Origin of the sequence: Cupriavidus sp. IK-TO18 (assembly GCF_015549295.1) — a bacterium.
Taxonomy (GTDB): Bacteria; Pseudomonadota; Gammaproteobacteria; order Burkholderiales; family Burkholderiaceae; genus Cupriavidus; species Cupriavidus oxalaticus_A.
In genome coordinates this window covers 248,374-261,842 of sequence record NZ_JADGMP010000015.1, presented here as the reverse complement: position 1 = coordinate 261,842, position 13,469 = coordinate 248,374, and the positions used below count along the sequence as shown (strand labels likewise).

Sequence of the window (13,469 nt, the reverse complement as noted above, 5' to 3'; positions counted from 1 at the left end):
GCGATCCGGTAGACTTTGAAGCAGTACCCGGCAATAACCATCAGGGCCGACAAGGTCGACGAGAACATATCGCCAACAGGAGACAACCATGCCCGCCACAGCCTTCCCCATCAGCCGCTACCCTGTCCCCGCGCTCAAGGACCTCCCCGACGACATCCGCACCCGCATCCTGGAAGTCCAGGACAAGGCCGGCTTTGTCCCTAATGTCTTCCTGGCGCTGGCGCATCGCCCCGACGAATTCCGTGCCTTCTTCGCCTACCACGACGCGTTGATGCTCAAGGAGGGCGGCCTGACCAAGGGCGAGCGCGAGATGATCGTGGTGGCGACTTCCGGCGCCAACCAGTGCCTGTATTGCGTGGTGGCGCATGGCGCGATCCTGCGCATCTACGAGAAGAAGCCGCTGGTAGCGGACCAGGTTGCGGTGAACTACCTGAAGGCCGATATTCCCCCGCGCCAGCGGGCCATGCTCGACTTTGCGATGAAGGTGTGTGAGGCGTCGCATGACGTCGGCGACGCGGATTTTGCCGCGCTGCGCGAGCATGGGTTCTCCGACGAAGACGCGTGGGATATCGCCGCGATCACCGCGTTCTTCGGGCTGTCGAACCGGATGGCCAACACCATCAGCATGCGCCCGAACGACGAGTTCTACCTGATGGGCCGCGTGCCCAAGGCGAAGTAGAGCCAGCGAGAGCCAGCGAGAGCCGGCGCGCCGGGGAGGCTCAGCGCACCTCGGCGCAATTTCCGCTCTTGGGGTCGAACAGCACTGGCCAGGCCTGCTCGTAGATGCCCGGCGTGCAGTATTTCTCGCAGCGGTTATGCGCCAGCGTCACGCGGCGCGGGTCCTGCCACACCAGCAGCTTGCACTGGCTGCCGTCGATGGCCTGCAGTTCGATGTGCGGCGTCGTGCGTACCTGGCGGAACTGGATCAGGTTGAACTCGCAGCTGCCGCGCCGCGATACCCACAGTTTCCATTTCAACGCTTCCACCTTGTTGGCGGTGACGTCCATCAGCGCGTCCTCGCGGAAGCCGTCTTCCTCGGTGCGCTTGCATGCGCCGGCGATGGTAATGGTTTTGGGGGCGATCGGGGCCGCGCGTGCCTTCGGTGGCGGCGCTTCGGCAACCGGTGCGGCGGGGGGCGGTGGGGGCGGCCGGCGCTGCGCGATCGGCAGCGGCACGCAGGCGGAGCACACCAGGACGGCCAGCAGGCAGGCCCCATGTTTCGTGGCGTTCATGCTGGACTCCTTCTCGCAACCCTCGACCTTCGCTTAGTTATAGCGGATCGAAGACGAATTAGGAGTAGGACCATCCCGCAGCATGGCGTCAGGCAATGACTACATCAGGATGATGTCGTACTGCTCCTGGTGGAAGGTCGATTCGACCTGCAGGGAGATCGGCTTGCCGATGAAATCGCCGAGCATCGCCAGGTGCTGGCTTTCTTCTTCCAGGAACAGGTCGATGACTTCCTGCGAGGCCAGGATGCGGAATTCGCGCGGATTGAACTGGCGCGACTCGCGCATGATCTCGCGCAGGATGTCGTAGCACGCCGTGCGCGGCGTCTTGACCTGGCCCTTGCCGTGGCACACCGGGCATTGCTCGCACAGCACGTGCGCCAGCGATTCGCGCGTGCGCTTGCGCGTCATCTCTACGAGCCCGAGCTGCGAGAAGTTGTTGACGGTAATGCGGGTTCGGTCGCGCGACAGCGCGCGCTTGAGTTCGGACAGCACCGCTTCGCGGTGTTCGGCATTCTCCATATCGATGAAATCGATGATGATGATGCCGCCGAGGTTGCGCAGCCGCAGTTGCCGCGCGATGGTGTGGGCCGCCTCCAGGTTGGTCTTGAAGATCGTGTCGTCGAAATTGCGCGCGCCGACATAACCGCCGGTGTTGACGTCGATCGTCGTCATCGCCTCGGTCTGGTCGATCATCAGGTAGCCGCCCGACTTCAGGTCGACCCGGCGCGACAGCGCCTTCTCGATCTCGGCATCGATATTGAACAGGTCGAAGATTGGCCGCTCGCCGGTGTAGTGCGACAGCCGCGACAGCACCGCCGGCGTGTACTCCTTGGCGAACTCCACCAGCATCTGGTAGTTCTCGCGCGAATCGATCTGGATCACGCCGGTGGCGTCGTTGATGAAGTCGCGCAGCACGCGCTGGGCCAGGTTCAGGTCCTGGTAGAGCAGCGCCGGCGCTGGCAGCGTGGTGGCGTTCTGGCGGATCGTGCCCCAGATCTTGCGCAGGTAGGCGATGTCGTTGCCGAGTTCCTCGTCGGTCGCTTCTTCGGCGATGGTGCGCACGATAAAGCCGCCACGCTCGTCGGCCGGCACCAGGCCCTGCACGCGGCTGCGCAGCGCTTCACGGTCCACTTCGCCCTCGATGCGCTGCGAGATGCCGATATGCGGATCCTGCGGCAGGTACACCAGCGTGCGCCCGGCGATGCTCACCTGCGTGGACAGGCGCGCGCCCTTGGTGCCGATCGGGTCCTTGATCACCTGCACCATCAGCGCCTGGCCTTCGAACAGGGTCTTCTCGATCGCCAGTTGCGGGGTGCCGCCGTTGCGGTCGTTGTCGCGCGGGTGCCAGATATCGGCCACGTGCAGGAACGCGGCGCGCTCCAGGCCGATGTCGATGAAGGCCGACTGCATGCCGGGCAGCACGCGCACCACCTTGCCCAGGTAAATATTACCCACCAGCCCGCGCGTGAGCGTGCGTTCGACGTGCAGTTCCTGGACGGCAGCCTGCTGCACGATGGCAACGCGCGTCTCCTGGGGCGTGATGTTGACGAGGATGTCTTCAGTCATAGCGGTGAAACGCGGTCGCCGGTGGCCCGGCGGTATTGGGGTTGCCCGGCGCGGCCGGGTCTTGTCCTGGGCGGCGGCGTGGCCGCGGCTCAGAACTGCAGGCGGGCCTGGCGAAGTAACGCCGCCGTCTCAAACAAGGGCAAGCCCATGATACCTGAATAGCTGCCCGCGATCCGCTCGACGAACTCGGCCGCGCGGCCCTGGATCCCGTACGCGCCGGCCTTGCCGAGCGGCTCGCCGCTGGCGACGTAGCGCGCGATCTCGTCGGGCCGCATCGGGCGGAAGGTCACTTCGGAGACCGACAGCGCGTGGTGCATGCCCAGGGTGGAAACCACCGTGACCGCAGTGAGCACGCGGTGCGTGCTACCGGCCAGCGCGGCCAGCATGGCGTGCGCATCGGCGGCGTCCCCGGGTTTGCCGAGGATGCGGCCGCCCAGGCAGACGGTGGTGTCGGAGGTCAGCACCGGCGCGTCGGGCAGGGCCCGGCGCTCGCGGCGGCGCAGCGCGGCTTCGGCCTTCAGCGCGCAGACGCGCTGCACGTAGTCGTCGGGCGTTTCGCCGGGCAGGACGGCTTCCAGCGCTTCGGCGTCCTCGTCGTCATCGGCAAGGAGCAACTCGTAGCGCGCGCCCAGCTGGGTCAGCAGTTCGCGGCGGCGCGGGCTTTGGGAGGCGAGGTAGAGGTAGTCGTGCATCGCGGCAGGCGGGGCAGGCGGGAGTATGGACCTGCCGGCGGCGGGCCGGCAGTGGCGTGAATTGTAACGCCCGCGGCGGCGCGGTTCCGTGTCAGGCGCGGTGGTAGGGGTGGTTCTGCGTGACCGACCAGGCCCGGTACAACTGCTCGGCCAGCAGCACCCTCACCATGCCGTGCGGCAGCGTCAGGCTGGACAGGCGGATCAGCGTACTGGCGCGCGCCTTCAGCGCCGGGTCGAGCCCGTCGGCGCCGCCGATCAGGAAGGCGACATCGCCGCCCTCGCGCTGCCAGTCGGTCAGCTGCGCAGCCAGTTGCACGGTGGTGAAGTCGCGGCCGCGTTCGTCCAGCGCGACGATGCGGCACTGCCTGGACAGCGAGCCCAGCACGGCGTCGATGCGCGCGGCTTCGCGCTGCATCACGGTGGTGGCGTTGTTGCTGGACGAGCGGGCCTCCGGCTTGACCTCGCGCAGCTCGATGCGCAGCTCGGGCGGCATGCGCTTGGCATACTCGTTGAAGCCGGTTTCGATCCAGGCGGGCATCTTGTGGCCGACGGCCACGATTACCAGTTGCATGAGGGCGGATTGGCGGCAGTGCGGAGGCCAGTGCAGGCGGCGCGGCCGTCAGGCGGCCGCGCGCCGCGGCATCAGGCCGAGCGGGTGGTGCGCTTGCGCGCGGCCGGCTTGGCCGCCGCGGTCTTGGTGGCGGTCTTGCCTGCCGTCTTGCCAGCGGTCTTGGTCGCCGTCCGGGGTGCAGTCTTGCGTGCCGTGGTGCCAGCGGCGGTCTTGCGCGGCGCGGCGGCGCGGGTGCCGGCGGTCTTGGTGGCTGCCGTCTTGGTGGCTGCCGTCTTGGTCCCAGTCTTGGCGGCAGTCTTGCGCGCCGGCTTGCGCACCGTGGCAATGGCGTCCGGGTCGGTGTCCTCGTGGCCCATCGGCGGCGACGGCTCCTTCATGCCTTCGGGCAGGCGGGCCAGCGCCGGGCGCAGGCTGCTGGCACGGCGCGTGCCGCGCGCGGCCGGGACTTCGTCCTCGTCCTCGTCCATCGGCTCGCTGGCCTTGGCCAGGCTGCGGGCACCGGTGGCCAGCTTCATGCGCACCGGCTTGTCGCCCCAGATTTCTTCCAGGTTGTAGTACAGGCGCAGCTGCGGCTGCAGGATGTGGACCACGGCGTCGCCGCAGTCGACCAGCACCCATTCGCCCGTCTCCAGGCCTTCGACCGCCACGATATGGCCGCCGGCTTCCTTCACCGTATCCCGCACCGACGCTGCCAGCGCCTTGGTCTGGCGGTTGGACGTCCCGCTGGCAATCACCACCCGGTCGAACAGTTCGGTCAGGTGGCTGGTGTCGTACACCTTGATGTCCTGCGCTTTGACATCCTCGAGGCCGTCGACGATGGCGCGTTGCAGTTTACGAATATCCATGGTGTCTTCTTGTTCAGCTGAGATCGGTTGGGTGGTGGGCGCCGGTTGCGGGCAACCGGGGGTCAGGCCCTGGCCGGGGCGTCGCGGTACAGCCCGTGGCTGGCGATGTAGTGTGCCACGCCCGGCGGCAGTTGGTCATCTGCGGGTTGGCCGGCCGCCAGGCGCTGGCGCAGGCGGGTGGAAGACAGGTCGACGGCGAGCGTCTGGTCGATCCACATCCGGCCGGAGGGCGTGCATTGTATCAGGGTCGTGTCGGCCTGGCGCTGCGACAGCGCTTCCAGCACCGGGCCTTCCAGCGCGGCCAGCTCGAAGCGCGGGCGGGTGGCGGTGCACAGGTGGACATGCGCGAACAGTTCCTGCCAGCCGTGCCAGGTGTGCAGGCGCAGCAACTGGTCGGCGCCCATCAGCCAGCACAGCGAGGCCTGCGGGCCGTAGTCGTCGCGCAGCTGGCGCACGGTGTCGATGGTGTAGCTGGGGCCGGCGCGGTCGACTTCCATGCGGCTGACGCGGACTTTGGCGCCGGTGTCGCCCAGGGCGGCGGCGGCCAGTTCAGTCATGGCCAGGCGGTCCGCAGCAGGCGTCACATCAGTGCCCTTCTGCCACGACTGGCCGGTGGGGATCCACACCAGTTCGTCCAGGCCCAGGTGGTCGATGCACAGCCGCGCCAGCGCCAGGTGGCCGACATGGGGCGGGTCGAAGGTGCCGCCGAGGATACCCAGTCGGTAGGGGCGGGCGGGAAGGTCGCCCGCATCGGCGGCGGGCATATGGTCTTGCGCGGGATTGGCCATAGGTCTGCCGTCAGGCCCAGTCGCGTGCCGGCAGGAAGTCGGTGTACAGCGCCGCTTCAGGGCTGCCCGCTTCCGGTTGCCAGTCATAGCGCCAGGTCACCAGCGGCGGCATCGACATCAGAATGGATTCGGCACGTCCGCCCGACTGCAGGCCGAACAGCGTGCCGCGGTCGAACACCAGGTTGAATTCGACATAACGCCCGCGCCGGTAGGCCTGGAAGCCGCGCTCGCGTTCGCCGTAGGGCGTGTCCTTGCGGGCCTGCAGGATGGGCAGGTAGGCGTCGAGGAAGGCGTCGCCGACCGATTGCATCATGGCGAAGCTGCGCTCGAAGCCCAGCGCCGAGAAGTCGTCGAAGAAGATCCCGCCCACACCGCGCGCCTCGTTGCGGTGCTTCAGGAAGAAATACTCGTCGCACCACTGCTTGAAGCGCGGATACAGCTCGTCGCCATATGGCGCAAGCGCCTGCTTGCAGGTGCCGTGGAAATGCGCGCAGTCGCCGGCATTGCCGTAGTAGGGCGTCAGGTCCATGCCGCCGCCGAACCACCAGACCGGCTCGGCGCCGGGCTTGACCGCCAGGAAGCAGCGCACGTTCATGTGGACCGTGGGCACGTAGGGGTTGCGCGGGTGGAACACCAGCGATACGCCCATCGCCTCGAAGCTGCGCCCGGAGAGTTCAGGCCGGTTGGCGCTGGCCGACGGCGGCAGGGTATCGCCGCTGACGTGCGAGAAGCCCACGCCGGCGCGCTCCATCACCGCGCCGCCTTCCAGGATGCGGGTGCGGCCACTGCCGCGCAGGCGTTCGGTGGGCGGCTTCTCCCAGGCGTCGGTCAGGAACGGCTGGCCGTCGATGGCGCCGATGGCGTCGGTGATGCGGTCTTGCAGGCCGAGCAGATAGGCACGGACTGCCTGGGAATCGATCATGGTGGGCGGAAAACGAATGGACCGGATGGACCGGGCTGATGGCATTCCGGCAGCCCTGGGGCTGCCGGCTGCGTCACAGCGTTGTCACGATTGTACCGGCTGGGGCGGCCAGGTGGTCGCCAGAGCCCGCTGAGGCCGCGCCGGCGGCCAGCCGGTGGCCAATCAGCGCTTGATGGCGCGATAACCGATATCGGTCCGGTACTGCATGCCGTCGAACCGGATCTGCTCGACCGCGGCATAGGCGGCGCGCTGCGCGGCCTTGACGGTGTCGGCCAGCCCGACCACGCACAGCACGCGCCCGCCCGAGGTCAGCAGGGTGCCGTCCTTGAGCGTGGTGCCGGCGTGGAAGGTCACGCTGTCGTCGGTTTCGGCCGGGATGCCGGTGATGACATCGCCTTTGCGCGGGCTGTCCGGGTAGTTGTAGGCGGCCATCACCACGCCCAGCGCGGTGCGGCGGTCCCAGTCCAGCTCGATCGCGTCGAGCTTGCCGTCGACGGCGTGCTCCATCACGTCGACCAGGTCGGTCTTCAGGCGCGCCAGGATCGGCTGGGTTTCCGGGTCGCCCATGCGGCAGTTGAATTCCAGCGTCTTCAGGTTGCCGTCCTTGTCGATCATCAGGCCGGCGTACAGGAAGCCGGTGTAGGGGATGCCGTCCTTCTCCATGCCGCGCACGGTCGGCAGGATGATCTCGCGCAGCGCGCGCGCGTGCAGCGCGGGCGTGACCACCGGGGCGGGGGAGTAGGCGCCCATGCCGCCGGTGTTGGGGCCGGCGTCGGCGTCCAGCAGGCGCTTGTGATCCTGGCTGGTGGCCAGCGCCAGAACGTTCTTGCCGTCGACCAGCACGATGAAGCTGGCTTCCTCGCCCTCCAGGAATTCCTCGATCACCACGCGCGCGCCGGCGTCGCCCAGCTTGTTGTCGGCCAGCATCATATCGACCGCGGTGTGGGCCTCTTCCAGCGACATCGCCACCACCACGCCCTTGCCCGCGGCCAGGCCATCGGCCTTGATCACGATCGGTGCGCCCTGCGCGTCGATATAGGCATGCGCCTGTGCGGCGTCGGAGAAGGTCTGGTAGGCGGCGGTCGGGATGCCATGGCGCTGCATGAACGCCTTGGCGAAGTCCTTGGACGATTCCAGCTGCGCGGCCGCCTTGCTCGGCCCGAAGATGCGCAGGCCCTTGGCACGGAAGATATCGACGATGCCGGCCGCCAGCGGTGCCTCCGGCCCGACCACGGTAAAGGCCACGCCTTCGCGCTCGGCAAAGGCGGCGATGACCTCCGGATCCGTCAGCGGAACGTTCTGCAGGCGCTTGTCGAGCGCGGTCCCGCCGTTGCCCGGCGCCACGTACACCACCTGTACCCTGGGGGATTGGGCCAATTTCCAGGCCAGCGCGTGTTCACGTCCACCCGAGCCGACAACCAATACTTTCATGATCCACTGCCAGAAAAGAAACAGATACTAAAAGGCGGCGGCCTGGTCTGAGTCCGGGCCGCCGCCATGGGGGGCTTGTTGCTTCAGCTTAGTCTTCGATCACCGCGTTGGTGAAGACTTCCTGCACGTCGTCGAGGTTTTCCAGGGCGTCGAGCAGCTTCTGCATTTTGGCCGCGTCGTCGCCGGCGAAGCTGATTTCGTTCTGCGGCTTCATTACCACGTCGGCGACTTCGGCCTTGAAGCCGGCGGCTTCAAGCGCGGCCTTGACCGCCGGGAAATCGTTGGGCGGGCAGGTCACTTCGATCGAACCGTCGTCATTGGTGACGACGTCGTCGGCGCCGGCTTCCAGCGCGGCGTCCATCAGCTTGTCTTCCGGCGTGCCGGGCGCGAACAGGAACTGGCCGCAGTGCGTGAACATGAATGCCACCGAGCCTTCGGTGCCCATGTTGCCGCCATGCTTGGAGAACGCGTGGCGCACTTCGGCCACGGTACGGGTGCGATTGTCGGTCAGGCAGTCGACGATGATGGCCGCGCCGGCCAGGCCGTAGCCTTCGTAGCGGATCTCTTCGTAGTTGGCGCCTTCCAGGCCGCCCACGCCGCGCTGGATCGCGCGCTGGATGTTGTCCTTGGGCATGTTCGCGTCCATGGCCTTGTCGATCGACAGGCGCAGGCGCGGGTTGGTGTCGGCATCGCCGCCGCCGAGCTTGGCGGCAACGGTGATTTCCTTGATCAGGCGGGTCCAGATCTTGCCGCGCTTGGCGTCAGCTGCGGCTTTCTTGTGTTTGATATTGGCCCATTTCGAGTGACCGGCCATGATGCTCTCCGAGGCGGAAAAGGTGTTATGCGGTGATGGAATGCGGGATGCCAGGCGCGGGCGCCAGGTGACGGATATGCCTGGCGGCTGGCTATAATCAGCCCAGGATTTTATCACGCGGGCCTGCCCGCGCCGCTGCCGCGGCGAGTCCCGCGGCACTTGCTACCAGGAAGACCATGGCCGACCCCATCCTTATCGGCAAGAACGCCGAACACGAGCTGGTGCTGCTGCCGCAGATGGGCAACCGCCACGGCCTGATCACCGGCGCCACCGGCACCGGCAAAACCGTCACGCTGCAGACGCTGGCGCAGGGCTTTTCGCGCCTGGGCGTGCCGGTGTTCATGGCCGACGTCAAAGGTGACCTGACCGGCATTTCGCAATCCGGCCAGTTGTCCGACAAGCTCAAGCAGCGCCTGGCCGACCTGGGGCTGCCGGAGCCGGCCTGGGGCGGATGCCCGACAACGTTGTGGGACGTGTTCGGCCAGAAGGGCCACCCGGTGCGCGCCACGGTCTCGCACATGGGCCCGCTGCTGCTGTCGCGGATGCTCGAGCTCAACGACACCCAGCAGGGCGTGCTCAACCTGGTGTTCCGCATCGCCGATGCCAACGGCCTGCTGCTGCTCGACGCCAAGGACCTGCGCGCAATGCTGCAGTACGTGGGCGACAACGCCTCGCAGTTCACGACCGAGTACGGCAATATCTCCGCCGCCTCGATCGGCGCGATCCAGCGCGGGCTGCTGGCGCTGGAGTCGCAGGGCGGCGATGTCTTCTTTGGCGAGCCGATGCTGAACCTGGAAGACTTCATCCAGACCGAGAAGGGCCAGGGCGTGGTCAGTATCCTGGCGGCGGACAAGCTGATGAACTCGCCGCGGCTGTATGCGACCTTCCTGCTGTGGATGCTGTCCGAGCTGTTCGAGAAGCTGCCCGAGGCCGGCGACCTCGACAAGCCCAAGCTGGTGTTCTTCTTCGACGAGGCCCACCTGCTGTTCAACGACGCGCCCAAGGCGCTGCTCGACAAGATCGAGCAGGTGGTGCGGCTGATCCGCTCCAAGGGCGTGGGCGTGTATTTCGTCACGCAGAATCCGGTCGACATCCCCGACACGGTGCTCGGCCAGCTGGGCAACCGCGTGCAGCACGCGCTGCGCGCGTTCACGCCGCGCGACCAGAAGGCGGTCAAGGTGGCGGCCACCACCATGCGCGCCAACCCGAAGCTGGACCTGGAAACCGCGATCGGCGAACTGGGCGTGGGCGAGGCGCTGGTGTCGTTCCTGGATGCCAAGGGCACGCCGTGCGTGACCGAGCGCGCATGGGTGCTGCCGCCGGGTAGCCGCATCGGCCCGGCGACCGACGAGGAGCGCAGGCAACTGATCGCGAATTCGCTGGTCGCGGGGACCTATGAAGCGGCCGTGGATCGCGAATCGGCTTACGAAAAGCTGCGTGGCGGCGTGCCGACGGTGGCCAATGGCAAGGGCAAGCCGTCGGACGCCAAACCTGAAGCCAAGCCGGAAGCGGAACAGGACAGCGGCTGGCTTGGCACTGCCGGCGACATCTTCGGCACGCTGACCAAGGGCACCGGCAAGAGCGGGCGCGGCGATTCGATCCTGGAGTCGATGGCCAAGTCGGCCGCGCGCACGGTGGGTTCGCAGGTGGGCCGCGAGCTGATTCGTGGCGTGCTGGGCAGCTTGCTAGGGAAGAAGAAGTAGTTGAACCCTTGAAAAGCCGCTGGTTTGCTCATCTCTCCCGCTCGCCGGGTAGGGGAGCAAACGATCAGCTCGCAGGACGCGCTATTGCCGCTGTCCGGCCTGCGCCTTCGCGGCCGCCGCATCCTCGCGCATCTTGCGCGCGAACATCCGGGCGAAGAACCAGCCCATGCCGATGATGAAAACGATCACGCCCAGGCTCATCAGGCCGGTGCTGGTGCTGAAGAGAATCTTGATGGCTTCCATGGTTGGCTCCCTCGGGTTGGCGGCATGTGCCGGCGGAAGAACCGCCAGCGGGTGTCGCCAGCGGGTGTCGCCAGTTTAGGGAGCCAGGCGGCGCGGGCTATTGAGGCTGGTCAAGCCCGCGCCGCGCCGGCACGCGTCAGTTCTTGGTGCCGAACAGCCGGTCGCCCGCGTCGCCGAGGCCCGGCACGATGTACGCATCCGCATCCAGGTGGCTGTCCAGCGAGGCCACGAACAGCTTCACGCCCGGATGCGCCTTCTGGAACACCTCCACGCCTTCCGGCGCCGCCACCAGCGCGACGAAGGTGATGGCCTCGTCCTTGACGCCGCGGCGCTTGAGCACTTCCACCGCATGCACGGCCGAGTAGCCGGTCGCCACCATCGGATCGCACAGGATAAAGCTGCGGTCTTCCAGGTCTGGCAGCCGCACCAGGTATTCGACCGGGCGGTGCTGCTCGTCGCGGTACACGCCGATATGGCCGATGCGCGCCGACGGGATCAGCTCGACCAGTCCATCGCTCATGCCCACGCCGGCGCGCAGCACCGGGACGATGGTCAGCTTCTTGCCGGCGATCACCGGCGCATCCAGCTCCACCAGCGGCGTGTCGATGCGGCGCGTGGTCAGCGGCAGGTTGCGCGTGATCTCATAGCCCATCAGCAGCGTGATCTCGCGCAGCAGCTCGCGGAAGGTGCGCGTGGACGTTTCCTTGTCGCGCATGTGCGAGAGCTTGTGCTGGATCAGCGGGTGGTCGAGGATAAACAGGTTGGGAAAGCGCGGATCTTGTTTCATGGCTGGCGGCGAGGGCTCGGCGGGGATAGGGGCAAGCGGCTGGAGCGGGCGGCCGGGTCGGGTGGACCCGGCCGCCGCGCCGTTGTAGCCGGATTGTAATGGAAGCGGGCCGCAGCGCGGCTGCGGCCCGGTCCCCGGCAAGCTGGCCTTATCCGGCGGGCGTCAGTCCAGCGCGCGGTCCTTGGACTCGATATCCACCATGAAGATGGCAAACGCCGCCACCGCCAGGAACGACGAAAGCAACCCAAGCGCGAGCGTGAACTGGGTGGCCATGATCGGCGCAATGATCGAAGGGGCGAACAGGCCACCGAATCGTGCCATCGCACCGGCGGTGCCCATGCCGCTGGCCCGCAGGTCCGTCGGGTACACCTCCGGCGTGAAGGCGTAGAGCGCGCCCCAGGTGCCCAGCAGCGCGAAGCTCATCAACAGGGTGGAGCCGACGATCAGCGCGGTGGACGTGCCCAGGCTGTACAGCATGCAGCCCGCGGCGCTGAGCAGCAGGAAGCCGATCAGGGTCGGCTTGCGACCCCAGCGCTCCACGCCGTGCGCGGCGAGCGCGAAGCCGGGGAGCTGGACCAGCGCGAGCAGGATCAGGAAGACCTGGCCACGCATGAAGCCAAAGCCCTGGCCGGCCAGCTTTACCGGCAGATAGACAAAGACACCGTAATAGGCGATCGAGATCAGCATCCACGCAGCAAGCAGGCAGATGCTGCGGCGCCGGCATCCGGCCGCGAACAGCGCGAACACCGATTTGCGCTCCATCTTCTGCGGCTCCAGCGGGGCGATCTCGACCGAAACCCGATTGGCCTTGGCAACGCGCTGCAGCACAGCGCGGGCCTCTTCCGAGCGCCCCGATTTATTCAGGTAGAGCGGCGACTCTGGCACAAAGAACCGAACCACTACGCCGACCAGCGCAGGGAGGCCGGTGACAAAGAAGATCATGCGCCAGGCATCGTTGCCTTGCGAGACGGCGACCAGCGCCAGGACGGCGAGCAGGATCGTGCCGACGGCCCAGAACGACTCCAGCAGCACCAGCCAGCGGCCGCGCCGGTCAGAGGGCAGGAACTCGGCCATCATGGTGTAGTCGACGGGCAACGTGCCGCCCACGCCGATGCCGGTCAGGAAGCGCAGCAGCAGGAGCCACTGGAAATCCGGGGCGAAGGCGGAGGCGACGCCACAGATGGCGTCAAGGATCACCGCCATCATCAGCACCGGCCGGCGGCCGATCCGGTCCGCCAGCCGGCCGAACGCGAAGGCGCCGATCAGCATGCCGACGAAGAACATCGTCCCGGTCTGCAAGGCGCTCGGCACGGGGATGCCGAATGTCGCGGCAATGGAAGGCGCGGTGAATCCGATCGACAGGACCTGCATCGCGTCGGCCAGCCACACCAGGCCGAAAATGCCGAACAGCCGATACTGGAACCGGCCGACACCGGCTGCGCGGATGCCTTGCTCGATCGTGATGGTCTGGGACGACGATGCCCGCGCGCTTGACTGCGGGGGCACGCTGATCGTCGCTTCGGGGATGGTCGTTGCTGCCATTGAGGAAATTGATGACGACATTTTGTCTACCTGTCTTTATAGGCTGATTCTTGAATTCGGAAGCCAAGCACCGCGATGCGGCGAAACCTGTGGCTACCCCAAGCTAGCGAGGCCAGACCTGGCCAGGTAGTCCTCTCGCAACACCTTCCTGGTACTGATACGACATAGTCACTCCTTGTTGTCTACCCTTGGTTGTCCGGGCCCGGGTTCCCGGTCGGCACGGCGAGGGACTACGCAAGCCCCGGGGCCAGCGCTTCCGGTGATGTAAAGGGCCAATCTTGTGGTCTTGTTGTCTCGTCTGCCGCTTGTGTGCGCGGTTCTTGCGCCGTCCTT

14 protein-coding genes are annotated in these 13,469 nt (G+C 67.0%); 2 read left to right on the top strand and 12 right to left on the bottom strand.

Features of this window, described 5'->3' with window-relative positions:
* Window positions 1-88: 88 nt before the first annotated feature.
* Window positions 89-679 carry a peroxidase-related enzyme gene (locus tag IPF36_RS13815; protein WP_135704804.1) on the top strand — a complete coding sequence of 197 codons (591 nt, stop codon included), beginning with the start codon at window positions 89-91 and terminating at the stop codon, window positions 677-679.
* A 40-nt stretch (window positions 680-719) separates the two neighbouring features.
* Here the strand turns inward: IPF36_RS13815 and IPF36_RS13810 are convergent, their stop codons facing one another.
* The 9 genes from IPF36_RS13810 to IPF36_RS13770 all read right to left on the bottom strand — a co-directional run bounded on the left by IPF36_RS13810 (window position 720) and on the right by IPF36_RS13770 (window position 8,861).
* Complete coding sequence (locus tag IPF36_RS13810; RefSeq protein WP_133094044.1) at window positions 720-1,232, bottom strand: hypothetical protein; 513 nt, start codon at window positions 1,230-1,232, stop codon at window positions 720-722.
* Window positions 1,233-1,331: 99 nt separating this feature from the next.
* Complete coding sequence (gene rng, locus IPF36_RS13805; RefSeq protein WP_133094045.1) at window positions 1,332-2,798, bottom strand: ribonuclease G; 1,467 nt, start codon at window positions 2,796-2,798, stop codon at window positions 1,332-1,334.
* 89 nt (window positions 2,799-2,887) lie between these two features.
* Window positions 2,888-3,490, bottom strand: a complete 603-nt coding sequence (locus IPF36_RS13800) for a nucleoside triphosphate pyrophosphatase (protein ID WP_135704805.1) — start codon at window positions 3,488-3,490, stop codon at window positions 2,888-2,890.
* Between the two features lie 91 nt (window positions 3,491-3,581).
* Window positions 3,582-4,061: a 23S rRNA (pseudouridine(1915)-N(3))-methyltransferase RlmH gene (gene rlmH / locus IPF36_RS13795; RefSeq protein ID WP_133094047.1), complete on the bottom strand. Its 480-nt coding sequence runs from the start codon at window positions 4,059-4,061 to the stop codon at window positions 3,582-3,584.
* Window positions 4,062-4,132: 71 nt separating this feature from the next.
* Window positions 4,133-4,906, bottom strand: a complete 774-nt coding sequence (rsfS, locus tag IPF36_RS13790) for a ribosome silencing factor (protein ID WP_135704806.1) — start codon at window positions 4,904-4,906, stop codon at window positions 4,133-4,135.
* 62 nt (window positions 4,907-4,968) lie between these two features.
* On the bottom strand, window positions 4,969-5,694 hold the full coding sequence (locus IPF36_RS13785; RefSeq protein ID WP_195428238.1) for a nicotinate-nucleotide adenylyltransferase: 726 nt from the start codon (window positions 5,692-5,694) through the stop codon (window positions 4,969-4,971).
* 10 nt (window positions 5,695-5,704) lie between these two features.
* Window positions 5,705-6,616 carry an oxygen-dependent coproporphyrinogen oxidase gene (hemF, locus tag IPF36_RS13780; RefSeq protein WP_133094050.1) on the bottom strand — a complete coding sequence of 304 codons (912 nt, stop codon included), beginning with the start codon at window positions 6,614-6,616 and terminating at the stop codon, window positions 5,705-5,707.
* A gap of 162 nt (window positions 6,617-6,778) precedes the next feature.
* Complete coding sequence (gene purD / locus IPF36_RS13775) at window positions 6,779-8,047, bottom strand: phosphoribosylamine--glycine ligase (RefSeq protein ID WP_133094051.1); 1,269 nt, start codon at window positions 8,045-8,047, stop codon at window positions 6,779-6,781.
* Between the two features lie 88 nt (window positions 8,048-8,135).
* Complete coding sequence (locus IPF36_RS13770; protein ID WP_133094052.1) at window positions 8,136-8,861, bottom strand: YebC/PmpR family DNA-binding transcriptional regulator; 726 nt, start codon at window positions 8,859-8,861, stop codon at window positions 8,136-8,138.
* A gap of 176 nt (window positions 8,862-9,037) precedes the next feature.
* Between IPF36_RS13770 and IPF36_RS13765 the strand changes: the two genes are divergently transcribed.
* On the top strand, window positions 9,038-10,564 hold the full coding sequence (locus IPF36_RS13765) for a helicase HerA-like C-terminal domain-containing protein (RefSeq protein WP_195428235.1): 1,527 nt from the start codon (window positions 9,038-9,040) through the stop codon (window positions 10,562-10,564).
* 81 nt (window positions 10,565-10,645) lie between these two features.
* On the opposite strand, the gene IPF36_RS13760 is transcribed toward IPF36_RS13765, so the two are convergent.
* The 3 genes from IPF36_RS13760 to IPF36_RS13750 form a co-directional block, all read right to left on the bottom strand.
* Window positions 10,646-10,807 carry a DUF3149 domain-containing protein gene (locus IPF36_RS13760; protein WP_133094054.1) on the bottom strand — a complete coding sequence of 54 codons (162 nt, stop codon included), beginning with the start codon at window positions 10,805-10,807 and terminating at the stop codon, window positions 10,646-10,648.
* Between the two features lie 136 nt (window positions 10,808-10,943).
* Window positions 10,944-11,594, bottom strand: a complete 651-nt coding sequence (gene upp / locus IPF36_RS13755) for a uracil phosphoribosyltransferase (RefSeq protein WP_116317432.1) — start codon at window positions 11,592-11,594, stop codon at window positions 10,944-10,946.
* A gap of 162 nt (window positions 11,595-11,756) precedes the next feature.
* Complete coding sequence (locus tag IPF36_RS13750; RefSeq protein ID WP_218959576.1) at window positions 11,757-13,157, bottom strand: MFS transporter; 1,401 nt, start codon at window positions 13,155-13,157, stop codon at window positions 11,757-11,759.
* Window positions 13,158-13,469 lie beyond the last annotated feature (312 nt).